This is a genomic window from Pantoea sp. SGAir0180, assembly GCF_043546245.1.
The window spans coordinates 916224-942324 of record NZ_CP028071.1 but is presented as its reverse complement, the minus strand read 5'-3'; the positions used below and the strand labels follow the sequence as shown (position 1 = coordinate 942324).

Sequence of the window (26101 nt, the reverse complement as noted above, 5' to 3'; positions counted from 1 at the left end):
AACCGGCCGCATGCAGGCCGGTTAGCCCGTTTGCTCGCGTGCTGAAGGTGTTCATCTCATCAAGCGTTGCGAGAAGCGCCGTAAATTAAGCCATTGTTATTAGGTAAGATCCTCCCGTAGCTCTATTGTAGACCGGTGATTTTTACGAGCCGGAACTGATGAAGAGAACGTCCCCAACACCGACACCTCACGACGCGCTGTTCCGACAGTTTCTGACCGAGCCGGACGTGGCGCGGGATTTTATGGCGATCCACCTGCCACAAGCGTTGCGCGCCCTGTGCGATCTGACCACGCTTAAGCTGGAATCGGGTTCCTTTGTCGAGGACGACCTGCGGCAGTACTATAGCGATGTGCTGTACAGCGTGAAAACCGCGTCCGGCGAAGGCTATATCCACGTCCTTATTGAACACCAGTCTGGTCCGGATAAACACATGGCCTTCAGGTTAATGCGCTATGCGGTGGCCGCCATGCATCGCCATCTGCAAGCCGGACATCAAACGCTGCCGTTAGTCATTCCCGTCTTGTTCTACACCGGTAAACGTAGCCCCTATCCCTATTCTCTCTGCTGGCTGGATGGCTTTGCGTTACCGGATCAGGCGGGCAAACTTTACACGGCGGCTTTCCCTTTGGTTGACGTAACGCGTATCCCTGACGACGAGATCCTGCACCACCGCCGTATGGCCGCCTTAACGTTACTTCAGAAGCACATCCATCAGCGTAATCTGACCGTGATGCTTGACAGGCTGGTGGCTATTCTCACAAATGAATATCTCTCTTCATCACAGGTTATCTCGCTGGTAAACTACATGGTGCAGGCGGGCGAGGTGTCGGATGCGCACGCCTTAATCCATAAGCTGGCACAGCGGGTGCCGCAACACGGAGACGCACTGATGACCATTGCAGAACAGCTGGAACAAAAAGGGATTGAGAAAGGTATCCGTTTGGGCGAACAGCGTGGTCTTGAGAAAGGCAGAAAGGAAGAAGCGCTGAAGATTGCCCGGGTCATGTTAACTAACGGCTTTGACCGCCCTACCGTCATCAAAATGACCGGCCTGAGCGAAAAAGATGTCGCGCAACTCCGCCACTGACAGGTTTGCCCAACCTTTTTAGTCCCCGCATCATTCTGTTGCAGACGCTTGCCAGCTCGCCATGCTGGCAGCCTGTACTTTCTGACGCCGCTCTGTTCTGCGGGGCAGCAGATATTATCCTGTCGCGCTGCTGTTTGCCTGCCTAATCCGGGTGTAAAAATTTCCGCCGCGCTGCGTTTTGCCCCAGTGTCATCGTGTATCATGCCGTTCAGACTGAGTTGAACCCTTCAGGAGAACGGCATGAAGTATATTGGCGCGCACGTCAGCGCATCGGGTGGTGTGGATCAGGCAGTGATCCGCGCGCATGAACTGGAAGCCACGGCGTTTGCGCTGTTCACCAAAAATCAGCGCCAGTGGAAAGCCGCCCCGCTCTCGGATGAGACCATTGCTGCCTTTCGCGCTGCCTGCGAGAAATACCACTTTTCATCAGATCAGATTCTGCCTCATGACAGCTATCTGATTAATCTGGGGCATCCGGTTATGGAAGCCCTGCAGAAATCCCGCGATGCCTTCGTGGATGAAATGCAGCGTGCAGAGCAACTGGGCCTGACACTGTTGAATTTTCATCCGGGTAGCCATTTACAGCAGATTGACGAGCTGACCTGTTTAAAACGTATCGCTGAGTCCATCAATATCGCACTGGATCAGACCCGCAACGTCACCGCCGTGATTGAAAACACCGCCGGACAGGGCAGTAATCTGGGCTTTCGCTTTGAGCATCTCGCGACCATTATCGAACACGTTGAAGATAAATCTCGCGTAGGTGTTTGTATTGATACCTGCCATGCTTTCGCTGGCGGATATGACCTGTGCAGCGAAGCAGCCTGTACTGAAACCTTTGCCGAGTTTGATCGCATAGTCGGATTTAATTATCTGCGTGGCATGCACCTGAATGATGCCAAAAGTACGCTGGGCAGCCGGGTTGACCGTCACCACAGCCTGGGAGAAGGTAATATCGGTAAAACCGTGTTTAGCTGGATAATGAAGGATTCGCGCTTCGATGGTATTCCGCTGATTCTGGAGACCATCAATCCGGATATCTGGAAAGATGAAATAGCCTGGCTCAAATCAGAGCAACGTTAAAAAAAGGAGCCTGGCGGCTCCTTTTTCCTTTTAAGATCAGGCCTTCGCCAGTTCTTCTTCCGGGCGTTTCAGCACCGCATATCCTAATCCGGCAATGGCTGTGCCGATAACAATCGACAGCAGGTAACCCAGTACCGGGGTAATTGCACCTGGAATCAACAGCACGAACAGGCCGCCGTGCGGTGCCATCAGTTTGGCACCAATCGCCATAGAAGTGGCACCGGTCACCGCACCGCCGACGATACAGCATGGTAGGACACGCATGGGGTCACGAGCGGCAAACGGAATCGCACCTTCTGAGATAAAGCACAGGCCCAGAACCAGCGCGGCTTTACCTCCTTCCTGCTGACCTTTATTGAATTTACGACGGGCAACCAGCGTCGCCAGCCCCATTGCCAGGGGTGGCACCATACCCGCAGCCATAATGGCGGCCATCGGTGCATAGGTTTGTGAACTCAGCAGACCGACACCGAAAGCGTAGGCAACTTTGTTAACAGGACCACCCATGTCGGTACACATCATACCGCCGAGAATAGCACCCAGCAGGATAGCGTTAGCCGTTCCCATGTGAGCCAGCCAGCTGGTCAAACCGCTCATGATGCCCGCGACGGGTTTACCGACCACATAGATCATCAGCAAGCCGGTGATCAGGCTGGCAAACAGCGGAATAATCAGGATAGGTTTTAACGCTTCCATACTTTGTGGCAGCTTCACTTTGCCGCTAATGAGTTTGGCTGCATACCCCGCAATAAAGCCCGCGATGATGCCGCCAAGGAAGCCCGCGTTGATGCTGGTGGCGATCATCCCGCCAATCAGGCCCGGCGTCAGGCCCGGACGGTCCGCGATAGAGAACGCGATAAAACCCGCCAGTACCGGCACCATCAGGGCAAACGCGCTACCGCCACCGATTTGCATCAGCGCAGCCGCCAGCGTACCCGGCTCTTTAAACGCCGTAATACCAAACGCAAACGACAGCGCGATACTCAGACCACCAGCCACCACCATCGGCAGCATGTAAGACACGCCTGTTAACAGATGACGGTAAGCGCCTGCACCGCCCTCTTTTTTCTCTTCCTGATTGCTGTTTTGCGCGCCGGACGGTTTAAACGGCTTCGCTTCAGCAACGGCTTTATCCAGTTCCTGAGCGGTCTTCTTCAGCGCCAGGCCGGTTGAGGTACGGTACATCGGCTTACCCGCAAACTTCGCCAGGTCCACTTCGATATCCGCCGCCACGATCACCAGATCGGCCGCCGCCACTTCTTCTGGCGTAATCGCGTTACCTGCACCAACAGAGCCACGGGTTTCAACTTTTACCCACCAGCCGCGTTTGGTCGCTTCAGCCTGAATAGCTTCAGCCGCCATAAACGTATGTGCTACGCCCGTTGGACAGGCCGTTACGGCAACCACGCGTTTTGGTCCGTTAGCTGACGCTGTTGCAGGGGTTGCAGCCGGAGCGGCTGCGCGGGCCTGCCAGGGTTTCGCTTCGGCTTTCGCACGGTTCAGGAACTGTTCTGGCTCACTGACCGCCTGTTGAACATCGCCCAGCCAGACGGATTTTCCGTTCAGCGCAGCATCGTCAGGCACATGTTGACCGGTGACAATCACCAGTTCGGCTTCCGCCGGGTTTTCTGTCAGCGTCAAACCCGCCTGCGCAGCCGCAGCAGCCAGACGTTGTTTTGCCATGTAGGCAGAGGCCAGTCCTGTTGAAGGATCTTTTATCAGCAGCGTTTTCACTATCGCTCTCCTGCTGTTAGTTAACGGGTTGTAAGTCGACGCGCGCCATCATTGCGGCCAACTGGGTACGATCGGTAACGCCAACGTTGCTCTGGCTCACGGCCATCGCGGCTACCGCAGTAGCCAGACGTAACGTATGTTCACTGGATTCACGCATTAACAGGCCATAAATCAGGCCACCTACCATGGAGTCACCTGCCCCAACGGTGCTGACAACCTCGCACACCGGCGGTTTAGCAATCCATTCACCTGAGGCATTGACCCAAAGTGCGCCTTCTGCACCCAGAGAAATCACCACATGTGCAATGCCCTGCTCACGCAACTCGTGCGCTGCGTTAATCACATCCTGCAACGTAGGGAGTTTACGTCCCGCCCAGATTTCCAGCTCGCGACGGTTGGGTTTGACCAGCCATGGTGCGGCCTTCAGGCCTGCGACCAGCGCTTCACGGCTGCTGTCGAAGATAATGCAAGGGCAATGGGTGCGCAGTTCAGTCATCCAGCGGGTAAAGGCGTCAGGATCGACACCTTCCGGCAGGCTGCCGCTGACGCAAACCATGTCGAACTGACCCAGCCAGGTTAATGAATCGCTGGTAAAACGATCCCAGTCCTGCGCGGTCACCCTGAAGCCGGAAAAGTTGAGATCGGTGACGTCCCCGTTTTGCTCGGTGAGCTTGACGTTGATGCGGGTACGGCCATTGACCACCTGAAAGCGGTTAGCAATCCCCAGTTCACTGAACAGCTGTTGGAAACCATCCTGGTTATCTTTCCCCAGAAAGCCCCCTACGGTGACATCAATCCCCAGATCTTTCAGCACTTTGGCAACATTGATGCCTTTACCGGCAGCATGCAATCCGGTGGTCTTCACCAGGTTCACTTCACCGCGCTCAATTTCAGGCGTATAGCCGACCAGGTCGTACGCAGGATTCAACGTGATAGTTGCCACACGTCTGGTCATGCTGCCCCCTCACCTAATCCGCTATTGATTGCTTCTTCGATGGCATCTAATGCCTGCTGTGCATCATCACCACTGGCGGTGAAACGCAGGCGATGGCCTTTTTTCACGCCCAGCGCGACCACTTTCATCAGGCTGCGTCCGTTTGCCGGTTTGCCGCTGCCGTCGAGGTTCGTAATCGTGATCTCACTGTTAAACTGCTTGATAACGCTCACCAGTGCCGTACCCGGACGCGCATGTAAGCCATGCTCATTGCGGATCTTGAATTCTGCAGTCAGTTGGTCCGCCTGCTCGTCGACTTCGCTGGTCAGCAGAGCATAAACACCTGCCGCATCCGCTTTTAATAAACGATCGGCCTTATTACTCTGCAGCAACGCGCTGAGGTAGCCCAGCACGTCCAGTGGACGCTCATCAACGGCTGCCACGCTTATCAGCATGTTGACCGGTTCGCCCTGGTGCTCAAACGCGCTCGCTGTACGGCTAACGGCTACGCCGCTTTGCAGATTGCCTTTACCGCTGTCACTGAGCCAGATGCCCTGTCCCAGACTCAGAGGATGACGGGACACCACATCCGCGACATAGCTGGCATCAACCACGCCCGCCGCCTGTAAACGCCCGGCATTTAAGGCCTGCAACGTCATCAAATCACGTGCGTTGACGTCGAGGGTAATCAGTGAGGTGTCAAAGCTGAACGCCGCGGGCTGCTTCTCACCCATCAGCAGCGCACGCAGATCTTCCGCTGAGGCCGTTTTAAGCTGTTCGGCAACAGCGTCATCACTCAGCACATGCGTAAGCTGACGTAACAAGGCCAGGTGTTCATCGGATTTGGCCGCAATACCAATCGCGACATAGGCGGTCTGATCGTCGCCCCAGGCAATGCCCTGCGGGAACTGAAAGACCTGAACGCCGGTTTTGAGTACCAGATCGCGCGTGTCGGTGGTGCCATGAGGAATGGCAATACCACTCCCCAGAAAGGTAGAGGTCTGCTGCTCACGTGCCAGCATACCGTTGACATAACCTTCCGCCACATTACCTGCAGCAGTAAGTGCCGCCGCAACCTGACGAATCGCATCTTCTTTATTTTGGGCGCTGGCTCCGGTATGGATGGCCTGCAATTCGAGCTGGAACATAATTCTCCTCGCTTGCTGATTGAATCGTTTCAGCTAACTGGTGTTTAAAAATGCTGTTAGCGGCAACGAAGGTTGCCAGAGCAACGCTGAAACGTTTCAAGAATTGTGATGGAGTGACGTGCCGCAGGCAAGAAAATGCGTTAACGACGTAACAGATCTTTGACATTACGCACAATTCAGTGAGGTCGCAGGAGAATCTTAAAAAAGCGTGCTGAAGTCTGGACGACATCAGGTCGATTTACAGTAGGGAATTTCAGCAACGTCAGCTTTTCAGATAGAGAAGTGCGATTGACGAACAACGGAAACGATGCGCCAGCGCGTCCTGCCCGTTTAAGCGCTGGCAAATCTGCACAGACTGTTGCTAACACCCTTACGTTGGCATTCAGGGATGAATAAGAACAGCCAGCCAAAGGGAAAACAGCATCGATAATAACGTTGCCAGTAATCCGGGAACAAAAAAAGGATGATCAATTATCCGGCGTCCTAGCTGTGTCGATCCGGTGTCGTCCAGCGTGACGGCAGCCAGTAGCGTGGGGTAATTGGGCAGGATAAACAGAGAAGCAGTGGCCGGAAAGCAGGCGATGAGCGCTGCGGGTGCAATACCCATGCTTAGCGCCATTGGAAACAAAATTTTGGTTGAGGCGGCCTGAGAATAGAGAAAACAGGAGACGAGCATAATGATGAGTGCCAGTAGCACAACAGAGTCCGTAAAATAGCTGGCGACGATGTCCTGTATAAAGATGCGATTGCTGTTCATAAAAGTCGTGCCCAGCCAGGCCACACCCAGTATGCAAATACAGGAAGTCATGCCGGTTTTAAAGACGGAGGAATCAGGAATGGTGTGCACATTGACCCGGCATAACATCACAATGGCCATGGCGACAGCGAGCATTACGGTAATTCGGGCCTCGCCGCTATTTAAAACTGGCTCTGAAATGATCCCCACCCTGGGGCTGCTAAAAATGGCATAACACAGGATGACAATAAGCCCGGTAACAAAGATCAGGACTGAACGTTTAGCAAAAGGGGACGATTCATGATGGGATATTTTTTTATTACAGAGAGTCCGGGTGTCCAGTTTATCTCTGTTACGTAGGCGATCCCAGCACAGATAGAAAAGTGACGTGCACATGAGTGCCATGAAGGTGGCAGGAATCATAACGGTAATCAGGTCAATATAACCCCATCCCAGTTGGGTTTGTTCCAGAATACCCGAGAAAAAAATCACCGCCGCTGAAATGGGCGAGGCGACGATCCCCAGCAATGACGCCACCACCGACAGAGCCAGTGCTCGCGTTGGTCGAAGGTGATGATCTTTCGCCACACCCACAATAACGGGCATACAGGCAAAGGAAACCTGGCCTGTGCTGGCCATCATCGTCAATAGCCAGGTTGACAGAGGTGCCGTCACGACCAGCAGACGAGGATAACGACGAAGAACTCGCTCGGTAAGCTGCACCAGATAATCAATGCCTCCGGCTTGCTGCATGGCCGATATCGCAACGATGACGACCATGATAAACACCATAACCAGCATTGGCAGCTCTCCGGGCGTCGCCCCTAATGCGCACAGCACAACGACACCGGCTCCGCCTGCGAACCCCACGCCAATGCCACCGATTCGCATCCCTAAAAACAGGAAAAAAAGTACGGTAATAAACTGGAGTAAGAGCATGTAGTCTTTCCTTTTTTACGTGCGGCCCCTTACCTGCTCACCTGCCCTGCAGGTCTTCACGAATATGCTTTCGCGACAAACGGGAAGACGTTGTGGAAACAGATTTTACCAGGCCACCCGTCAGATTAAGTCGAGGGTTTCCTGTGAGGGTTGAACAACGCTGTTATTGCCCGTAAAAGTGCGCGTTCCCTGCTGACTGAGGAAGTATTTCATTGAAAGCGTTGTTGCGAGATACGTAACCGCTGAGAGCCTTCGGTGGCCAGGCAGCGCCCGAAGGATGAGCACCGCCTGTTTGCGCGCCAGTCAGCCGTTAACCTTACCCAGTTCAGCCGAACGCATTGCAGCATGAATTTCTTCTGCCGCCCCTTCGCCTAAGGGCAGTAAAGGTGAGCGAACCGTCGCATGTTCCAGAATCCCACGCGCGACCAGTGCATGTTTAAGCGCAACAGTTCCTTCCATATGTGAACCGCGATGGTACACCGCCTTAGTCACCGGCATGAGGCGATCGTGAATCGCACGTGCCTTTTTATAGTCCTGTGCTTTACCTGCATTAATCATCTCAATTAGCGGCTCAGGCGCGATATTGCCGTATCCGACTAAAAAGCCGTCGACGTCAAAGATGGTATGAAGCAGATATTCATCGTGGCAGGTTAATACTTGCAGATCAGGGCGTTCCCGTCTGATCACTGGGATCTCAGTATCCCAGCGCCGCATGTTACGCACCCCGTTCTTCATTGCAAACACGCCGGGTTGCGCAGCGATATCAAGTAACGTCTTCAGGTTATAGGTGGCTTTAGTGACATCAGGATACTGGAAGAGAATGAGCGGTAATCCACTCTCCTCATAGACTACGCGATAACGATCCTGAGGCGCGCCCTCCTGGTATCCAAAGCGCAACCAGCCATGTGAAGGATAAAGCAATCCGGCAGTTGCACCCGCTTCGACAGCCCGTTTTGCTTCCCGTGCTGCAACCTCTGTGCCCTCCCCCGTGATGCCCGCAATCACCGGTATTTTGCCCTCAACAGATTTAACAAAAGCTCGAATTACAGCGGCCTGCTCATCCTGAGTCAGGAAAGTCCCCTCACCCGCATGGCCCAATACGACAAGCCCTTTCACACCGTCGATACTGCCCAGCCAGCTTCCAAGGCGCTGGATGGCTGGAAAATCAATATGGCCTTCACGTGTAAAAGGCGTAACGGGCGCCGGTGTTAATCCCCTGAGATCGATATTGATCATCTTAAACTCCTTAATATTTAGATAATTAAATCTGTAACATAGAAATTAAGATCGCATGAAATCGTTTGTGCAATCGTTTTCACTCAAGGGTAAATCTGAACCGTCCCCGGTGCGCCGTCAATATTCATGCGGGTAAAAATGCAGCAATCATCACAAAAAAACAGCGAGGAGAATAACTGCTGCGATCTGGATCTCGGATTCGCTTTCAGGATTTGTTGTCATGACGATACCTGATACAGGCTATCTCAGGTATCGGGCGAAGCCGTCGATTTACGCGGTATAAGTGTGGGAATAACAGTGCGGAGGGTCGACGCATTTTTGCCATTTATCAGCATATCAACTGCATTACTGGCAATATGTTCCAGCGGCGTTCTTACAGAGGTTAATGCCACAGGCAACCGGCTTACCAAAGGGATATCGTTGTAGCCGACAAGTGACAATGCCTTACCTATCGTAATATTCAGTTGGTGTGCGGCGGCCATGACGCCGATAGCAATCTCATCGTTCACAGCAAAAATGGCACTGGGCCGTGAGCGACTGTTCAATATGGCTTTTCCCACGTCTTCGCCAGACTGGATATTAAAGTCTGACGAACGGCACCATTCAGGTCGCACCGTTAAGCCTGCCTCGTTCATCGCGCGTTCAAAGCCTTTGCGACGATTCAAGGCATTAGAAGCAAAGTCAGGCCCCCCAATCATGCCTATTTTTTTATGACCCAAATCAATGAGATGGCGCGTGGCCAGGTACCCTCCCATTTCATCATCGCCTACGGAAGAAGGGCTGATTTCATCGGTGCGTAATACCAGCACATGGGGAATATCACGCTCACGTAACGTAAGAGGAAGCGGGTCACCCAAACGGCAGGTCGAGAGAATCAAGCCATCTACGCGTCGGTCCAGCAAAGATTCTACCGCGGCGCTTTCCTGACTGGAGTCATCACCACAGGTCGCGACAATCGCAAAATAGCCGCGTCGTGCGGCTGCGGTGGCGATTTCCTCGTAGAGCATCGCGGTGACGGCATCGGTCATTCGGGGAACCAGCACACCCAGCGTCCCGGTGTCCCCTCTGCGTAAACTTGATGCAACGTAATCTCGCCTGTAACCCAGCTCACGTGCAACCTGGCGAACTTTTTCAGCTGAGGCGCTTTTTGACTGTGGCAGCCTTTCATCCAAAATCCGTGATACGGTCGAAATGCTGACGCCTGCCGCATTAGCAACATCGCGCATCGTGATAAGTCGCTTATCTGACGGGTCCTTTTCCTGGCTTTCCTGATCCACAATTGACTCCAAGTAATAATCTGAGTAGCAAATAACTGTCTACAAACTGTAGCTGCTGCCTGTCGGGACGAAATAGCCTGTTCGCTTGCCGCAAGCGCACCTCAGCGTAATCATGATTCACATTATGCGACTGGCTTTTGATTGCGTTCCCGGCTAGCCCCGCACCGGTAAAGCTTACGTTATGCATTTGGAGGAAATCTCAACCAAACGCTGCCTGATATTATGCGTCCGTTCACGCTTTTTTAATGACATGCCTCTGGAGTGTGAAGTCACTCGCAATTAATTGCACCGCTCAATTGACGCAAACGCATACAGGACAAAGGATAAACCTATGTGAAAACGATTGCATTAACGTTATCACAGCTTATTTTCTCTCTTTAAAGATGTGCAATAACCGTAAGTAAAGGGCCTGAAATTTGATGTCTGTCCTTTCGCTTTCTTACGTTTATGCCCCATGTTACAGGGTATAACTATGATTATTCAGGTTATCGCGTCACGTACGGCTAGCGAGAGTCATTCTGCGGCGCACTCTACTGCGTTACTGGCACGACTCGAGCGCTTACCTATTACGCGACGCTTAAAGCTCATCCGTATCGTTGTTGGATTATCAACGTTTTTCGACGCTTACACGATTATTGCTATTGCATTTGCCCTGCCGCAATTGACCCAGGAATGGGGACTGACGCCAACATTTGTCGGACTGATCATTGCGGCAAGCTACGTCGGGCAGCTGTTTGGCGCATTATTTTTCGGCACCCTGGCGGAGAAGATAGGCAGAATCGGCGTATTACGAATCACCATTATCCTGTTCGTTATCATGGATGCCGCCTGCCTGTTTGCCTGGAATGGTTGGTCAATACTGATTATTCGCTTTTTACAGGGGCTGGGTATTGGTGCGGAAGTGCCTGTCGCCAGTGCCTATATCAATGAATTTGTCGGAGCCAAAAAGCGCGGTCGCTTCTTTTTGCTGTACGAAGTAATTTTTCCTGTCGGTATGATGTGTGCCGGGTTGATCGGTTTTTTCCTGGTACCGGTTTATGGCTGGAAAATCATGTTTCTTATTGGCCTGATTCCCTCGGCACTGGCTGCGCCATTACGTTGGCTGATGCCAGAATCACCGCGCTGGTTAGTGGTGAAAGGACGTCACCAGGAAGCCGAAAACGTGGTGAGTTCGTTTGAAGCAGAAGCCCTTCGCCGCGGCATGGTGTTGCCTGAACCCGTCATAACACCCGTTGTCCCTGCTGCCGTATCATCAGGTGGTGTCAAAGCGCTTTTTTCGGGAATCTATAAGTCGCGTACCTATATGCTCTGGGGCCTGTGGCTTACGGTTTACACCATTAACAACGGGATGATTACGTGGTTTCCAACCCTGTACCGGACCTTATTCCATCTGCCGCTGGAAACCAGCCTGGCCTATGGATGGATCACATCTGCGTGCGGCGTCATCGCTTCTGTTGTCTGTGCGTTCAATATCGATAAAGTAGGAAGAAAGCGCTGGTATAGTTGGGCGTTCATGCTGGCGATTATTCCGTTAGCCGCGCTCTGGGTATCGGGCGCAACAGCCCCTTTGCAGGTACTAATCTTTGGCAGTATCACCTATGCAATATTGCAAACTATCGCTTTCTCGCTGTATCTCTATTCGGCGGAACTGTATCCAACCCGACTACGGGCGATTGGCACCGCCTTTTCCAGCGCCTGGCTGCGCGCCGGATCGTCACTGGGTCCCCTGATGGTAGGATTTATCGTGTCCGGTTTCGGCATCAGATTTGTTTTCATCATGTTTGCTGTCATTGCACTCATTGGCGGTGTGGTAACACTGCTGTTTGCTGTTGAAACAAAAGGAAAATCGCTGGAAGAACTCTCGCCCTGAGCTGCTTATCGCGGTGTTTACCGGACGGGAAAACAGTGGGGTTACTGCCAGAACCATTAAGTTTATGGACGTGGAGTGCGTGTATGAATTCAGGCGGCCACTGTGTAACCGGGGACAACAAACTTTCCGGGTTATAACGCCATAAACGTGGATGATCATCTGTAGAGACTAAGGTGCAGTGCTTTGCTCAAGATGAATTAGATAATCCATCGCATAATGACGGTTACTACCGCACATCTCAACTGATGGCTGTAGTCCGGCACACACTTTCGGACGCAGAGGCGATCCAAAAATTTTACAAAGGTTATTATCCGCAAGCTGAACGCACCGGGTATTGGCGGGTTTGCCCAGTGGCATTCCCGGAATGGGCGAGGAAATGCTCGGGGCAATACAACATGCGCCACAGTCTGTACGACATTCCATCTTTTACCTCCTCGAACCGCTAAAGCGCGCACGATAACAGAACGTGCCTTACCCTGACATCACCTTTACAGAGAAACAGGCCAGGCGCCGATCGCCGGGCATGCTGTGATGTCGCCTTTGCAACGCCAATGACGTCATGATCCATGATGTATACTGAGATGGCTTTATCCTGTTAGTCGCCATCAGGCACAAAATTTTTCGCGCTGTCTTGCCTGTTCACGTCCGCGCGAGTAACGTTGCGCGCACTATCACTTTGACAGCGAGAACCGCAATGCCAAAAGCGAACGAAATCAAAAAAGGAATGGCCGTCACCCATAACGGCAAACTGCTGCTGGTGAAAGACATTGATGTCCAGAGCCCAAGCGCCCGGGGCGCGGCAACGCTGTATAAAATGCGCTTTACCGATGTGCGCACCGGCATGAAAGTAGAAGAACGCTTCAAAGGCGATGAAATTATTGATGCCATTTCGCTGAGCCGCCGCAGCGTCACCTTCTCTTATATTGATGGTGATGAATACGTCTTTATGGACGATGAAGATTACACGCCTTACGCCTTCAAAAAAGAGCAAATAGAAGAAGAACTGCTGTTTATCCCTGAAGGGGGCATTCCCGGTATCCAGGTGCTCACCATGGACGGACAGGTGCTGGCGCTTGAACTGCCTCAGACGGTTGACATGGAAATTGTGGACACCTCGCCCGGAATTAAAGGCGCGTCTGCCAGCGCACGCACTAAGCCTGCCGGGATGAGTACAGGCCTGGTCGTGCAGGTGCCCGAATATCTCAGTAACGGTGAGCGCATTCGCATCCATGTGGCAGAGCGCCGCTATATGGGACGCGCCGACTGATCCAGACTGGCGCGTGCGGCAGACGAATATTGTTATACTATAACAATATTCGCATAATGCTTTGCAGGAGCTTCAGGCATGACACGTGTTAACCTCCTTACCGGATTTTTAGGCAGCGGAAAGACCACTACGCTGCTTCACCTGTTAGCGCATAAGCCCGCCGGGGAAAACTGGGCTGTACTGGTCAATGAATTCGGTGAGATAGGTATTGATGGCGCATTACTTGCCAACCGCGGCGCCACGCTAAAAGAGATTCCCGGCGGCTGTATGTGTTGCGTTAACGGACTGCCCATGCAGATTGGGTTGAACAGGCTGTTAAAGCAGACTAAACCCGACCGTTTATTAATCGAACCCACTGGACTCGGCCATCCCCGCCAGCTCCTGACCATGCTGACCTCGCCTGCCTATGAGCCCTGGCTCACGCTTCAGGCGACGCTGACGCTGCTGGATGCGCGCCAGCTTGCCGACCCACGTATCCTCAATAATGAAAACTTTCGCGATCAACTCCTCGCCGCCGACATCATCATTGGCAATAAACGCGATCGCTGGAGTGACCATGATAAGCAGCGCCTGGCACAATGGCGGACAGCGCATCAGGCCGATCGCCCGTTTGTGGCTACGGAATTTGGCCGTATCCCTCCAGCCTTGCTGGACAAACCGCGAGGCGCGCCGCGCGACATTCCGCATCCTGCACATCACTCTCATTCAACGCCCCCGGGCAGTGGTATTGCGGCAATGCGTCTTGACGGGCAGAGCGCGTGGCGTCGGGCGCTCAATCAGGGCCAGGGTTATGTCGCCTGCGGCTGGCTTTTTGACAATGAAACGGTGTTTGACGCTCAGCCCCTGCTTGAATGGGCGCGGCTTGCCCCTGTAGATCGGGTCAAAGGCTTCCTGCGAATAAAGGAAGGCTCAGTCAGTATCAATCGTCAGGGGGAGGATTTTCATTATGCATTGCTGGACACAACGCCGCCAGACAGCCGTGTTGAGATGATTCATTCCGCACCTGCCGACTGGAATAGTTTACAATCCGCCTTGTTGAAGATTCGTTTAAGCTGACATGGTTATGGTCGGCGGTTATTTTTTTACTGGGGCAGATTTATGCACGCAACACGTCTTGTCACCATCCTCCTGCTTAATGCACTGGGGATGATGCTGTTTTTTTCTTGGTACTTACCGCCTCATCACGGGTTTTGGTTTGAAATTGATAAAGGGATTTTTTTCGCCTTCAATAATGAGATGGTTGCTCACCCGGCGTTTGCCCTGCTGGTTGCCATCACTAATTTTCGCGGCTTTGATGCCGTGTCCTTGCTGGCAATGGGCTTGCTCTATTTGTGGCTGTGGTACCGCGAAACGCCCACCGGTCGACGTCGTATGCTGGCCATTGGCATTACCATGCTTGTGACTGCGGTCGTTCTGAATCAGGCCGGCCATCTGTTGCCGGTCAAACACGCCAGCCCGACGCTGTTTTTTGACGGCGTGCATCGTGTCAGTGAGCTGACCGGCATTCCCGCTAAAGATGCGTCAAAGGACAGTTTTCCCGGCGATCATGGCATGATGCTGATGATCTTTGCGGCATTTATGTGGCGTTATTTTGGCTTTCGCCCGTTTTTAGTCGGCGTGGTTATTGTCGTTTTATTCGCTTTGCCGCGCGTGATGGCTGGCGCGCACTGGTTTACGGATATTACGGTGGGTTCGCTTTCTGTTGTTCTGGTGGGATTGAGCTGGTGGTTATTAACACCGGCAAGTGATTATCTAGTTAATTGGTTTTATCACAAATTACCGGGCAAAAATAAACCCCAAGGGTAATTAATTAGCGAGGGCGGGTTAATGATTAAATTTTAAACCGCCCTTACTTATAAAAAACTTAAAGTAACAATTAGCACGCTAACAAAAAATCACACTGAAGCCGATGATATTACAGGATTTATCCTGTCTGATGAAAGCCAGCCGCGCCGCCGCCCTCCCCGTAACCCGCACTATGCCTGGAATTAGCGTCTGTTTTCCCCTTTCATCCTGTTATTACACTTGCATTCCTGTTGATAAAGTGAACAAGTCATTTAAGTTTGATAAGTATCAAAAAAACCTATCAGAATTTGATTAAAAGCACTCGCCACGGCCTCGGGAATCGGTTAATCTCGGTCGCAGTGAGAAAGAAGTCGCGGTATTAAGCATTCTTTAACAGATAAATTGTGGTGATTTACACATTTTTATAATTAAAGCGTTGTCTTGTTCTGGCTGGCTTATTAATCTCATTCCGTTTTGTCATCTGGCTGGCGACAATCTTGTCGTAAGGACTTCGAAGGAAAACCCGAATAATGGTCAAGTCTCAACCAATACTGAGATATATCTGGCGGATAGCGCCCGCTCTGGCGCTGGCAACACTCCTCTCAGCTTGTAGCAGTACCCATAACGCAAAAATCGAGAATCATGAAGTTAACAACCAGAATGGTTTTTTACTTCAAGCGTCTCAGGATGAGTTCGAAGAGATGGTGCGTAATGTCGATGTTAAGACACGCATCATGGATCAATACGCGAGCTGGAAAGGTGTACGTTACCGTCTTGGCGGTGATACTAAACGCGGCATTGATTGTTCCGCTTTCGTACAGCGTACTTTTCGTGAACAATTTGGATTAGATCTTCCTCGTTCGACCTCCGAACAGCAGGGAACAGGGAAAGAAATCGCACGCAGCAGACTGCGCCCGGGTGACTTAGTCCTCTTCCGTGCAGGTTCCACCGGCCGTCATGTTGGTATCTATCTTGGCAACGACAACTTTGTTCATGCCTCGACCAGCAACGGCGTGATGATCTCCAGCCTTAATGAAGATTACTGGAAAAAACGTTATCGCGAAGCACGTCGGGTATTAAGTCGCAATCCGAGCTAGTGTAGAACGAACGTCCTCTCAGCCAGAGAAAAAAGAACGCTGCCTATGCAGCGTTTTTTTTTCTGAATCCAGCGAATCAACGTAAAAAATACTTGTTTATCAAAATAATAACGAGACATTACTAACTGACTCGTTATATTCTCAAACGCGAAAATGTGTGCGATTGTGCATCATTTAGTTTTGTATTTTGATCAGGGGAAGCACTTCATGCCATTGTCGCGGGCGCTGATACGCCAGGCAACTTATCCTCGTCGCATCGCGTGGAAGAGCGCGATTGTTGGTAGTTTGTTTTTCTTGTTGTTAACGTCTTTTTTGCTTATTCAGACCCAGCACCATCGCAAGCAACAACACAAGCAGTTGCTCATCGACAGCAGCACCGATTTTCAGCACAGCGTGAACGCCCTTATTTCAGATACCCTCATTCCGCTGCTTCCCTTAGTTAAGTCTGAATGCTACATCGTTAATCACGAATTAACCGCGCGTGCAGCCTTTGCGGGTGACATACGCGCCATTATCCTGGTTAAAGACGGTAATGCCTTTTGCTCCTCGGCGACGGGCAGTTTCTTTCAGCCGCTCAGCGCGCTCTCACCGCGCACCGATCCTACACGTGAACGGGATATTCGTTTACTGCCCGGAACGCCAATGCAGCCAACAAAACCGGCGCTGGCGATCTGGATCAAACAACCCGGTACCCAGCAGTCAGGCCTGTTTGTCACGCTGAATGTCAGCCTGTCACCTTATCAACTCAAAGCGTCATCTCACCCCGAAATTACCGGTATCGCGTTACTTGCGCATAATACTGCCCTGACAAGCTGGCAGCCCACGCTGGTGCGAAATCACCTGATCCCCTCACCCCTTATGCAGACGCCAATGGACGGATTGCCGTTTCAGTTTGCACTTTATGGTTCAACCTTATCGGCGAGCGACTACCAAACGATCATGCTGATTAGCCTGTTGTTTGCGTTAATTGTCAGCGGGATGAGCTGGGTGCTACTGTCCCGGGTGCGCCGTCCCGGTAAAGAAATCACGATGGGCATTCGACGTGGCGAGTTTCATGTTGAATATCAGCCCATCATCACAGCAGCAGACAGGCAATCTTACGGCATTGAGGCGCTACTTCGCTGGACGCACCCATCAGGCGAAGCAATCTCACCCGACATTTTTATCAGTTATGCCGAAGCGCAAAACCAAATCATTCCCCTGACCCGGCACCTTTTTGAGCTGGTTGCACGTGATGCACATCTACTGCGCCACACGCTGCCGAAAGGAACCTGCATCAGTCTGAATATTTCGCCGCTGCATCTGGGTGCCTGCAGCTTTCGCGATGATGTGCTGTACTGGCAAGACAGCATGCCGCACGATCACTTTCAGTACGTTTTTGAGATTACTGAACGTGCTGTGGTGGAAAACAGTAACGCGGCCGCACTGTTTAACTGGCTTCATCAGCGCGGAATTAAAATTGCGGTAGATGATTTCGGTACCGGGCACAGTGCATTAATCTATCTTGAAAAGTATGCGTTTGATTATCTGAAGATTGACCGTGGGTTTGTTCAAAGTATTGGCACCGAAACAATTACCTCGCCCGTACTGGATACAGTCTTACAGCTGTCAAAGAAACTGAATCTGATGAGCGTGGCGGAAGGCGTTGAGACGGATGAGCAGGCAAGCTGGCTGATCAACCGTGGCGTGACACATTTGCAGGGCTATCTGTTTAGCCGCCCGCTACCGCCCGAACAGGTCAAGGCGTTCTTTCTGCGCCAGACCAGCCAGTCCATCAGCCTGTAACACCGCTGCGGTGTCAAAACGTTCAGGAGACCGCCCTCTTTATGCCGTTCCGCTATGTTGTTTTGCTGCTGTGCTGCTGGTTGACCAGCCCGCTGCACGCCAGCCCGGTGCAGGTCAGTTACACGTTTGCTCAGTTGGGCACGCCGAAGTATGCCGTGGACTTTCATCATTACGACTATGTGAACCCTGACGCGCCGAAGGGCGGCAAAATTGTTCAGGCTGTGCCCGGCACCTACGACAATTTCAACCGCTACGCATCGCGCGGCAATCCGGCGGCGGGCACCGGCACACTGTATGACAGCTTATTTACCACGTCGGATGATGAACCCGGCAGTTACTATCCGCTGATTGCCGAATCCGCCCGTCATCCCGCTGATTTTCGCTGGATGGAGATCACCCTTAACCCGCGTGCGCGATTTCACGATGGCTCTGCCATTACCGCTGAGGATGTCGCGTTTACGTTTCACACATTCATGACCGAAGGCGTGCCCCAGTTTCGTCTCTATTATCGCGGCGTGACGATGGAGGCGGTTAATCGTCTGACGGTGCGTATTACGTTACCGGCACCCGACAAAGATTTGATGCTGAGCTTACTATCGCTGCCGGTGATATCGCATACCTTCTGGCAGAATAAAAAGTTTAACGAACCGCTCAGTCAGCCTCCTCTGTCGAGCGGACCTTACCGCATCAGCCGCTGGAAGCTGGGCCAGTTTATTGAGTACAGTCGCGTGAAGGACTACTGGGCAGCTGATTTGCCGGTCAACCGCGGTCGCTTTAATTTTGACGTCATGCGTTACGACTATTACCTGGATGACAACGTGGCGTTTGAGGCGTTTAAGGCCGGCGCTTTCGACCTGCGAGAAGAGACGTCCGCGAAAAAATGGGCAACGCAGTACCGTGGCCGTCACTTTGACGATCAGCAGATTGTGAAAGAATCTATGCCCAATACCGCGTCAATTGATACGCGCTGGCTGGCGCTCAATAATCAAAAACCCCTGTTTCAGGATCGACGGGTACGCCAGGCGATGGCGCTGGCCTTTGATTTTGAATGGATGAATAAAACGCTGTTCTATCATGCTTTTAAACGTACCAGCAGCTATTTCCAGAATACAAAATATGCTGCAAAGGGCCAACCTGATGCCGCACAGCAACGGCTACTCACCCCTTTCCGTGCGCAGTTACCGCCGGACATCTTTACCGACGCCTGGGCACCCCCGACAACCCATGGCAGCGGTTACGATCGCACGAACCTGCTTAAAGCCATGTCCCTGCTGAACCAGGCTGGCTGGCATGTTAAAAACCAACGCCTGGTGAACGATAAGAACGGAAAACCCTTTACGGCAGAGCTGCTGTTGCCCGGTGGCACCAACAGCGAATGGGCCCTTCCCTACCAGCATAACCTTTCCCGCCTGGGGATCACCTTAACGCTGCGTCAGATTGACAGCTCTCAGTATCTGCGTCGCCTGCGCAGCGGCGACTATGATATGGTCAGCACGGTGTATCTCGCGATGCCAACGCCCTCACGTAACCTGCAGGCTAGCTGGCAGTCGGACTATATTCAGTCCTCGTGGAACCACGCCAGGGTTCAGGATCCCGTCGTTGATCACTTCGTTAAAGCGATTGTCGACCATCAGGGTGACGCCGACGCCTTGCTGCCACTGGGGCAGGCGCTGGACCGCATTTTGCTGTGGAATGCGTACATGATCCCGATGTGGTACAGCGCCGACCAGCGCCTTGCCTTTTGGAATAAATTTTCCCATCCTGCGAGGAAACCTGATTACAGTACGGGACTGGATAACTGGTGGTATGACGTCAGTAAAGCCGGCCGCCTGCCCGCTAACCGACGCTGAGGACATCCTGTGGCAATGTACTTTTTTCGCAGACTGTTACTGATCATTCCGACCTTGTGGGCCATTATCACACTCAACTTTTTCATTGTGCAGATCGCGCCCGGCGGCCCGGTTGATCAGGCGCTGGCAAACATTCAGTTTGGCCAGACCAGCGGCATGCCCGGCGCAGGCGGCGCTGACAGCAGCGGAACGCGGGCCAGCCTGAATCGCTCAACGCCTGGCGATAATCAGTATCGCGGCGCACGTGGTCTGGACCCGGAAGTGATCGCCGAAATTGAAAAGCGTTATGGTTTCGACAAACCCATCGGGCAGCGCTATCTTTCGATGCTGTGGAACTACCTGCGCTTTGACTTTGGTGACAGCCTGTTTCGCAGTGCGTCTGTGTTGCAACTGATTAAAGAGAGTTTACCGGTATCCATCAGCCTCGGCCTGTGGAGCACACTGATTATCTATCTGGTGTCGATTCCGTTAGGGATAAAAAAGGCCGTGCGGAATGGTAGCCCGTTTGATATCTGGAGCAGCACGTTCATCATCATTGGCTACTCGGTGCCTGCTTTTCTGTTCGGTATTATGCTGATAGTCCTGTTTGCCGGCGGCAGCTATTTCGACTGGTTTCCCCTGCGCGGGCTGACCTCGCCGCAGTTTGCCACCCTGCCCTGGTACGGCAAGGTGGGGGATTATCTCTGGCATATTGCGCTTCCGGTGCTGGCTACGGTCATTGGCGGTTTTGCTACTTTAACCATGCTGACCAAAAATGCGTTTCTTGATGAGATTCGCAAACATTACGTCGTCACCGCCCGGGCTAAGGGAGTTTCCGAGCGCCGTATCCTGTACCACCACGTGTTCCGCAATGCGATGCTGCTGGTGATAGCCAGCTTCCCCGCCACCTTTATCAGTATGTTTTTTACCAGCTCGGTCCTGATTGAGGTGATGTTCTCGCTGAATGGTTTAGGTCTGCTGGGATTTGATGCCACCGTCCAGCGGGATTATCCGGTGATGTTTGGTACCCTGTATATTTTCACCCTGATTGGGTTGCTGATGAATATCCTGAGTGATTTGACCTACACGCTGGTTGATCCTCGTATCGATTTTGAGAGGCGATAATGCAGATTTCGCGTTTAAACCAGCAACGCTGGCAGCGCTTCCGGCATCATCGACGCGGCTACTGGTCGCTGTGGATTTTCCTGTTTATCTTCGTTCTTTCCCTGTGTGCCGAGCTGGTTGCCAACGACAAGCCGCTGCTGGTGCACTATCAGCACCGCTGGTACGCGCCTCTGTTTTTTAACTACAGCGAAACTGACTTCGGCGGCGACTTTGCGACGGCAGCCGATTATCAGGATCCCTGGCTGCAACAGCGGCTGGAAAAAGCGGGTTGGGCGCTCTGGGCACCCATTCGCTTTGGAGCCAATACCCTCAATTTTGCGTCACAGGTGCCTTTCCCTTCACCTCCCTCGCGACAAAACTGGCTGGGTACTGACGCCAACGGTGGCGACGTGCTGGCGCGGTTGCTGTACGGTCTGCGTATTTCGCTTCTGTTCGGTCTGCTGCTTACGCTGTTTTCCAGCGTCATCGGTATCGTCATTGGCGCAATACAGGGCTACTTTGGCGGCAGAACAGATCTGATAGGACAACGACTTACAGAAGTCTGGTCCGGTATGCCTTCGCTGTTTTTACTGATTCTGCTGTCCAGCGTGGTTCAGCCCAGCTTCTGGTGGCTGCTGTTGGTGACCGTGCTGTTTGGCTGGATGAGCCTGGTCAGCGTGGTCCGAGCCGAATTTTTGCGTACCCGCAACTTTGACTATATTCGCGCGGCGCAGGCGCTGGGCGTCAACGACGCACGCATCATGCTGCGGCATATGCTGCCGAATGCGATGGTCGCTACGCTGACCTTTCTGCCTTTTATTCTGTGCGGTTCGATTACCACGCTGACGTCCCTCGATTTTCTAGGTTTTGGCTTGCCCATCGGTTCGCCTTCGCTGGGTGAACTGCTGCTGCAGGGAAAAAATAATTTGCAGGCACCGTGGCTGGGTTTATCTGGCTTTTTTACGCTGGCGATACTGCTGTCGCTGCTGATTTTCATTGGTGAAGCCGTACGCGACGCCTTCGATCCCAGTAAAGGAGTCTGAATGGACGCGCCACTGCTTGCCGTTAATCACCTTTCCATCGCCTTTCGTCAGGGCAAACAGCTGCATCAGGTCGTGAAGGATGTTTCACTGTGCGTTGAGGCGGGAGAAACGCTGGCGCTGGTAGGCGAATCCGGCTCAGGGAAAAGCGTCACGGCCCTGTCAGTCATGCGGCTCCTGCATGAGGCCGCCGTCGTCTATCCGCAGGGAGAGATTCTGTTCACCGGTGAGAACCTGTTAACGGCATCAGAGCAGCGCCTTCGCGGACTGCGTGGCAATCAAATGGCGATGATTTTTCAGGAACCCATGGTTTCTCTCAATCCGCTGCACAGCATCGAAAAACAGCTGTACGAAGTTCTGTCTTTGCATCGCGGGCTGCGGCGGGAAGCGGCACGGGCAGAGATTATTCGCTGTCTGGATCGCGTCGGTATTCGCCAGCCCGCCTCGCGACTCAATGATTTTCCGCACCAGCTCTCCGGCGGTGAACGCCAGCGCGTCATGATCGCCATGGCGCTGCTCACACAACCGAAGCTGTTGATTGCCGATGAACCGACGACCGCACTGGATGTCACGGTACAGGCGCAAATCCTTACCCTGCTGCGTGAACTGCAACAGGAACTGAATATGGGGATGCTGTTTATTACGCATAACCTGAACATCGTTCGTCAGCTGGCGGATAACGTGAGCGTCATGCGCGCCGGTCAGGTGGTGGAGCACAACCGCAGCGCGGTTCTGCTTCGTCAGCCGCAGCACGCTTACACTCAGCAACTCCTTGCGGCCAATCCGGAAGGCCGCGCCGTGCCGCTCGCGGCCGAATCTCCTGTGATGCTGAACGTGGCGCATTTGCGCGTCACTTTCCCTCTGCATCAGGGGCTGTTTAAGCGTAAAACGGGCGAAAAGATTGCCGTCAACTCGATCAGTTTTCGCCTGAAACGCGGGGAAAGCCTGGGGCTGGTGGGCGAATCCGGTTCGGGGAAAAGCACCACCGGGCTGGCCCTGCTGCGACTGATAGCCGCTCAGGGCGAAGTCTGGTTTGATCATCAGCCGCTGCATCAACTGTCACGTAAACAGCTGTTGCCGCTTCGCCGCCGTATTCAGGTAGTGTTTCAGGATCCTGACTCTGCGCTTAATCCACGCATGACCGTCCTGCAAATTATCGCCGAAGGGCTGGCGGTGCATTTTCCGCAGTTGAGTGCGGCACAGCAGGAAGAGCGGGTTATCGCGGTGATGGCAGAAGTCGGGCTGGACACGGAGAGCCGCCATCGTTATCCGGCAGAGTTTTCGGGCGGACAGCGGCAGCGAATCGCTATTGCACGCGCACTGATTCTGGAGCCTGAACTGCTGTTGCTGGATGAACCCACATCATCGCTGGATCGCTCGGTCCAAAAACAGATTCTGGATCTGCTGCGTGGGCTGCAACAGCAACGTCAGCTCAGCTATGTGTTTATCAGCCACGATCTGGAAGTAGTTCGCTCGCTCTGCCATCAGCTGATCGTCCTGCGACAGGGAGAGGTGGTGGAACAAGGTGACTGTGAAACGTTATTCGCCGCCCCACAGCAAGCCTATACTCGCGAGCTGCTCAGGTCAGTGGCGCTCAGCGACCAATAAAGGTCTCCGCAATCGCAACGCCCTGGTTTTTCAGACAGCAGTTAGTGGCGCTTTCATCACAACGGCGGATAAAAAGACAGGGTTGCCCTTCGCACTCGGCAATTTTGCCATCGACCTGAATGGCGGCCAGCATGTCTTTCAGTTCATGCAAAATCTCCCAGGCGGGCACGCCATCATGGCTTATCAGACGAAGCGCGATAACATCGTGCTCTTCTGAATCCGTATCGTCAGTCTCAATCACGCTATGACGATCGCTCAACCAGCGAAACCGCTGGGGTAAACGATGCACCACCGAAAGTTGCAACATAGTGATCAGTATCTCCAGAGAATGCAGCCAATTCACCACCAACGGTATCAGCATCGCGCGCCGAACCTGTCATGCGCGTTATCAGCCAAATTGCGAGTTGAATCTCATTTTGGGCTATATGTACCGCGTTTAATGATAACTAACAATCATTTTAGACCCAATGTGATTACTTTATTTGCTATTTTTTTTCACAAATAAGAAACATTATTGTCTTTGCAGGTCAGGACAGGCGACAGCGAAGGCTGCCGCCTGCTTAGCGGGCGGCAGAATGCGGACGTGACGCGTAGAGAAAGAGCGCAACGGAGAGCGTTGCACAGAGCGCAATGGTGCCCACCATAGGCCAGGCACTGTTAAAGCTGAACAGGGAGAGCAGCGCACCGGCCAGTGCGCCTACGCCGAAACGTAGCGTGCCCGCCAGTGAAGACGCCGTACCGGCCATGTGCGGAAATTCATCCAGAATTACCGCCATGGCATTTGATGACACCATGGACACACAGCCGATAAACATGGCGATACCGAAGACCAGCGGCAAGAACCCCAGATCAAACGCGCTGACCACCAGCAACCAGATGCCCATCGCAAACTGCACCAGTAACCCAAAACGGAACAGGGTGACAGGGCCAAAACGGCGCACCGCGCGGCTGTTAATCAGGGTCATGATGAACAAAAACACGATATTCAGGCCAAAATAATAGCCAAAGCTTTGCGGCGAAATATGATTGAGCTCGATGTAAACAAACGGGCCCGCATTGAGAAAGGTAAACAGTCCCGCAAAGGAGAACCCGCTCGACAGCATATAGCTGAACGCCCGTTTATGGCGAAATAAAGCCACAAAATTCCCTAGCGTCGTGCGCAGATGAAAACGCTGGCGCTGCGCAGGCTTCAGCGTCTCCCGAATCTGGGTCGCGACCAGAACGGTGGTAATCAGCGCGGCTATCGAGAGTGTCCAGAAAATGGCGTGCCAGCTCCAGAGCAACAGCAGCCAGCCACCGATAATGGGGGCCAGCAGCGGCGCAATGGTGGTGATTAACATCACGAAGGACATCATGCGCGAAAACTCCTCTTTCGAGTAGCTGTCGCGCATCAGGGCATTTATCACGACACTGGCAGCCGCAGCGGACAGGCCGTGCAAAAAACGCATCGCGATAAGCTGTTCTATTGACTGAGAAAGCGCGCAGGCTGCCGCCGCACAGGCAAATATCAGGGTGCCCAGCGTTATCACCGGTTTGCGACCATAGCTGTCGGCCAGCGGACCGTAGATCAACTGCCCAATGGCGAACCCCAGAATATAAAGATTGAGCGTCATCTGTACGCTGCCTGCGGATACCGCAAACTGACGCGCAATTTGTGGCATGGCAGGCAGATACATATCTATCGACAATGGCATCAACATCGCTAACAGGCCGAGAATGATCACCAACCCCATTGGCGAATTTTTTTCCTTGCGCACCGGCTTTCTCGCTATTTCTGTTTCAGTTCGTCAGGCAAGCCAATGCTGGCTATCTCTTCTTCTGTTAACGGGCGGTATTCTCCCGGTTCCAGGTCCTCGTCCAGGACGATGGCGCCAATGCGCTCACGGTGTAACTCCACCACCCGATTCCCCACGGCGGCGAACATGCGTTTGACCTGGTGATAGCGCCCTTCGCTGATCGTCAGCAGGACTTCCGTCGGTGTGATGATCTCAAGCTGTGCGGGTTTGGTCAGGCTCTTTTCGTTATGCAGTTGTACACCTGCGCTGAACTGCGCAGCGGTATCGTCGCTTACCGGCGCTTCAAGCGTCACACGGTAGGTTTTCTCACAATGGTGACGCGGTGAAGTGATACGGTGCGACCACTGTCCGTCGTCCGTCAGCAGCACTAATCCGGTCGTATCAATATCCAACCGGCCTGCGGCGTGCAGTTTGAATGCCATCGGTTCTTCGATGAAATAGACGATGGTAGGATGATCGGGATCGTCCGTGGAGCAGACATAGCCCTGCGGTTTATTCAGCATGAAATAGCGCGGCCCGGTCTGCATCTGAAGCACGTTGCCGTCATACTCGACCTCGTGATCGGGCTGGAGTTTGAACGCGGTATCGCGCACCACCTCACCATTAACGGTGACACGTTGACCACGGATTTCGCGTCCGGCGATAGCACGGCTGATTTCCAGTTGCTGAGAAATGAATTTGTCGAGTCGCATGAATGTGTTTTGCCTGTTACTGCGGAGGGAAACTAAAACGGCGTTATTAACCG

The 26101-nt window shown here is 53.0% G+C and carries 22 protein-coding genes; 12 read left to right on the top strand and 10 right to left on the bottom strand.

Features of this window, described 5'->3' with window-relative positions; genetic code table 11:
- Positions 1 to 158 precede the first annotated feature (158 nt).
- Positions 159 to 1088 (top strand): Rpn family recombination-promoting nuclease/putative transposase, encoded by a 930-nt coding sequence (locus C1N58_RS04510; protein WP_394550465.1) that lies wholly within the window; start codon positions 159 to 161, stop codon positions 1086 to 1088.
- A 240-nt stretch (positions 1089 to 1328) separates the two neighbouring features.
- Positions 1329 to 2171 carry a deoxyribonuclease IV gene (nfo, locus tag C1N58_RS04505; RefSeq protein ID WP_033740573.1) on the top strand — a complete coding sequence of 281 codons (843 nt, stop codon included), beginning with the start codon at positions 1329 to 1331 and terminating at the stop codon, positions 2169 to 2171.
- A 36-nt stretch (positions 2172 to 2207) separates the two neighbouring features.
- Here the strand turns inward: nfo and fruA are convergent, their stop codons facing one another.
- The 6 genes from fruA to C1N58_RS04475 form a co-directional block, all read right to left on the bottom strand.
- Entirely contained in the window at positions 2208 to 3905 is a 1698-nt protein-coding gene (gene fruA, locus C1N58_RS04500; RefSeq protein WP_006119954.1) for a PTS fructose transporter subunit IIBC, read from the bottom strand.
- Positions 3906 to 3921: 16 nt separating this feature from the next.
- Positions 3922 to 4860 carry a 1-phosphofructokinase gene (gene fruK / locus C1N58_RS04495; RefSeq protein WP_006119955.1) on the bottom strand — a complete coding sequence of 313 codons (939 nt, stop codon included), beginning with the start codon at positions 4858 to 4860 and terminating at the stop codon, positions 3922 to 3924.
- Entirely contained in the window at positions 4857 to 5987 is a 1131-nt protein-coding gene (gene fruB, locus C1N58_RS04490) for a fused PTS fructose transporter subunit IIA/HPr protein (protein ID WP_394564633.1), read from the bottom strand. Before fruB ends, fruK begins: the two co-directional genes overlap by 4 nt.
- Positions 5988 to 6369: 382 nt before the next feature.
- Complete coding sequence (locus C1N58_RS04485; RefSeq protein WP_394550461.1) at positions 6370 to 7662, bottom strand: anaerobic C4-dicarboxylate transporter family protein; 1293 nt, start codon at positions 7660 to 7662, stop codon at positions 6370 to 6372.
- Between the two features lie 303 nt (positions 7663 to 7965).
- On the bottom strand, positions 7966 to 8898 hold the full coding sequence (locus C1N58_RS04480) for a dihydrodipicolinate synthase family protein (RefSeq protein WP_367143843.1): 933 nt from the start codon (positions 8896 to 8898) through the stop codon (positions 7966 to 7968).
- A gap of 245 nt (positions 8899 to 9143) precedes the next feature.
- Positions 9144 to 10175 (bottom strand): LacI family DNA-binding transcriptional regulator, encoded by a 1032-nt coding sequence (locus C1N58_RS04475; RefSeq protein WP_054633573.1) that lies wholly within the window; start codon positions 10173 to 10175, stop codon positions 9144 to 9146.
- 472 nt (positions 10176 to 10647) lie between these two features.
- On the opposite strand from C1N58_RS04475, the gene C1N58_RS04470 reads away from it, so the two are divergent.
- Entirely contained in the window at positions 10648 to 12045 is a 1398-nt protein-coding gene (locus C1N58_RS04470; protein ID WP_394564632.1) for an MFS transporter, read from the top strand.
- Between the two features lie 168 nt (positions 12046 to 12213).
- On the opposite strand, the gene C1N58_RS04465 is transcribed toward C1N58_RS04470, so the two are convergent.
- Complete coding sequence (locus tag C1N58_RS04465; protein WP_072193592.1) at positions 12214 to 12468, bottom strand: YkgJ family cysteine cluster protein; 255 nt, start codon at positions 12466 to 12468, stop codon at positions 12214 to 12216.
- Positions 12469 to 12739: 271 nt separating this feature from the next.
- Between C1N58_RS04465 and yeiP the strand changes: the two genes are divergently transcribed.
- The 9 genes from yeiP to yejF all read left to right on the top strand — a co-directional run bounded on the left by yeiP (position 12740) and on the right by yejF (position 23560).
- A complete protein-coding gene (yeiP, locus tag C1N58_RS04460; RefSeq protein WP_006119958.1) occupies positions 12740 to 13312 on the top strand; it encodes an elongation factor P-like protein YeiP in 573 nt (190 codons plus the stop codon).
- A 78-nt stretch (positions 13313 to 13390) separates the two neighbouring features.
- Positions 13391 to 14368 (top strand): CobW family GTP-binding protein, encoded by a 978-nt coding sequence (locus C1N58_RS04455; RefSeq protein ID WP_375093291.1) that lies wholly within the window; start codon positions 13391 to 13393, stop codon positions 14366 to 14368.
- Positions 14369 to 14410: 42 nt separating this feature from the next.
- Positions 14411 to 15118: a phosphatase PAP2 family protein gene (locus tag C1N58_RS04450; RefSeq protein WP_006119960.1), complete on the top strand. Its 708-nt coding sequence runs from the start codon at positions 14411 to 14413 to the stop codon at positions 15116 to 15118.
- A 509-nt stretch (positions 15119 to 15627) separates the two neighbouring features.
- Positions 15628 to 16194, top strand: coding sequence for a bifunctional murein DD-endopeptidase/murein LD-carboxypeptidase (gene mepS / locus C1N58_RS04445; protein WP_006119961.1), 567 nt, complete (start codon positions 15628 to 15630; stop codon positions 16192 to 16194).
- 207 nt (positions 16195 to 16401) lie between these two features.
- Positions 16402 to 17979, top strand: a complete 1578-nt coding sequence (locus tag C1N58_RS04440) for a cyclic di-GMP phosphodiesterase (RefSeq protein WP_394564631.1) — start codon at positions 16402 to 16404, stop codon at positions 17977 to 17979.
- Positions 17980 to 18020: 41 nt separating this feature from the next.
- Positions 18021 to 19829, top strand: a complete 1809-nt coding sequence (locus C1N58_RS04435; protein ID WP_394564630.1) for an extracellular solute-binding protein — start codon at positions 18021 to 18023, stop codon at positions 19827 to 19829.
- 9 nt (positions 19830 to 19838) lie between these two features.
- Entirely contained in the window at positions 19839 to 20933 is a 1095-nt protein-coding gene (locus C1N58_RS04430; protein ID WP_033740582.1) for a microcin C ABC transporter permease YejB, read from the top strand.
- Positions 20933 to 21955 (top strand): ABC transporter permease, encoded by a 1023-nt coding sequence (locus tag C1N58_RS04425; protein WP_039338172.1) that lies wholly within the window; start codon positions 20933 to 20935, stop codon positions 21953 to 21955. The genes C1N58_RS04430 and C1N58_RS04425 overlap by 1 nt, the downstream gene beginning before the upstream one ends.
- Entirely contained in the window at positions 21956 to 23560 is a 1605-nt protein-coding gene (gene yejF, locus C1N58_RS04420) for a microcin C ABC transporter ATP-binding protein YejF (RefSeq protein WP_054633437.1), read from the top strand.
- Here the strand turns inward: yejF and C1N58_RS04415 are convergent.
- The 3 genes from C1N58_RS04415 to rsuA form a co-directional block, all read right to left on the bottom strand.
- On the bottom strand, positions 23547 to 23867 hold the full coding sequence (locus C1N58_RS04415) for a YejG family protein (protein ID WP_054633572.1): 321 nt from the start codon (positions 23865 to 23867) through the stop codon (positions 23547 to 23549). The two genes, yejF and C1N58_RS04415, sit on opposite strands and share 14 nt — an antisense overlap.
- A 253-nt stretch (positions 23868 to 24120) precedes the next feature.
- Positions 24121 to 25317, bottom strand: a complete 1197-nt coding sequence (locus tag C1N58_RS04410) for a Bcr/CflA family multidrug efflux MFS transporter (RefSeq protein ID WP_006119971.1) — start codon at positions 25315 to 25317, stop codon at positions 24121 to 24123.
- A gap of 11 nt (positions 25318 to 25328) precedes the next feature.
- Positions 25329 to 26048, bottom strand: coding sequence for a 16S rRNA pseudouridine(516) synthase RsuA (gene rsuA / locus C1N58_RS04405; RefSeq protein ID WP_033740587.1), 720 nt, complete (start codon positions 26046 to 26048; stop codon positions 25329 to 25331).
- Between the last annotated feature and the right edge of the window lie 53 nt (positions 26049 to 26101).

What these genes read in the sequence shown, in the direction of transcription:
- fruB (WP_394564633.1), bottom strand. Translation starts at nt 5,987, where the DNA reads ATGTTCCAGCTCGAATTGCAGGCCATCCATACCGGAGCCAGCGCCCAA.
- yejF (WP_054633437.1), top strand. Translation starts at nt 21,956, where the DNA reads ATGGACGCGCCACTGCTTGCCGTTAATCACCTTTCCATCGCCTTTCGT.
- C1N58_RS04485 (WP_394550461.1), bottom strand. Translation starts at nt 7,662, where the DNA reads ATGCTCTTACTCCAGTTTATTACCGTACTTTTTTTCCTGTTTTTAGGG.
- C1N58_RS04425 (WP_039338172.1), top strand. Translation starts at nt 20,933, where the DNA reads ATGCAGATTTCGCGTTTAAACCAGCAACGCTGGCAGCGCTTCCGGCAT.
- yeiP (WP_006119958.1), top strand. Translation starts at nt 12,740, where the DNA reads ATGCCAAAAGCGAACGAAATCAAAAAAGGAATGGCCGTCACCCATAAC.
- fruK (WP_006119955.1), bottom strand. Translation starts at nt 4,860, where the DNA reads ATGACCAGACGTGTGGCAACTATCACGTTGAATCCTGCGTACGACCTG.
- C1N58_RS04440 (WP_394564631.1), top strand. Translation starts at nt 16,402, where the DNA reads ATGCCATTGTCGCGGGCGCTGATACGCCAGGCAACTTATCCTCGTCGC.
- nfo (WP_033740573.1), top strand. Translation starts at nt 1,329, where the DNA reads ATGAAGTATATTGGCGCGCACGTCAGCGCATCGGGTGGTGTGGATCAG.
- C1N58_RS04455 (WP_375093291.1), top strand. Translation starts at nt 13,391, where the DNA reads ATGACACGTGTTAACCTCCTTACCGGATTTTTAGGCAGCGGAAAGACC.
- mepS (WP_006119961.1), top strand. Translation starts at nt 15,628, where the DNA reads ATGGTCAAGTCTCAACCAATACTGAGATATATCTGGCGGATAGCGCCC.
- C1N58_RS04450 (WP_006119960.1), top strand. Translation starts at nt 14,411, where the DNA reads ATGCACGCAACACGTCTTGTCACCATCCTCCTGCTTAATGCACTGGGG.
- rsuA (WP_033740587.1), bottom strand. Translation starts at nt 26,048, where the DNA reads ATGCGACTCGACAAATTCATTTCTCAGCAACTGGAAATCAGCCGTGCT.
- C1N58_RS04415 (WP_054633572.1), bottom strand. Translation starts at nt 23,867, where the DNA reads ATGTTGCAACTTTCGGTGGTGCATCGTTTACCCCAGCGGTTTCGCTGG.
- C1N58_RS04465 (WP_072193592.1), bottom strand. Translation starts at nt 12,468, where the DNA reads ATGGAATGTCGTACAGACTGTGGCGCATGTTGTATTGCCCCGAGCATT.
- C1N58_RS04480 (WP_367143843.1), bottom strand. Translation starts at nt 8,898, where the DNA reads ATGATCAATATCGATCTCAGGGGATTAACACCGGCGCCCGTTACGCCT.
- C1N58_RS04435 (WP_394564630.1), top strand. Translation starts at nt 18,021, where the DNA reads ATGCCGTTCCGCTATGTTGTTTTGCTGCTGTGCTGCTGGTTGACCAGC.
- C1N58_RS04510 (WP_394550465.1), top strand. Translation starts at nt 159, where the DNA reads ATGAAGAGAACGTCCCCAACACCGACACCTCACGACGCGCTGTTCCGA.
- C1N58_RS04470 (WP_394564632.1), top strand. Translation starts at nt 10,648, where the DNA reads ATGATTATTCAGGTTATCGCGTCACGTACGGCTAGCGAGAGTCATTCT.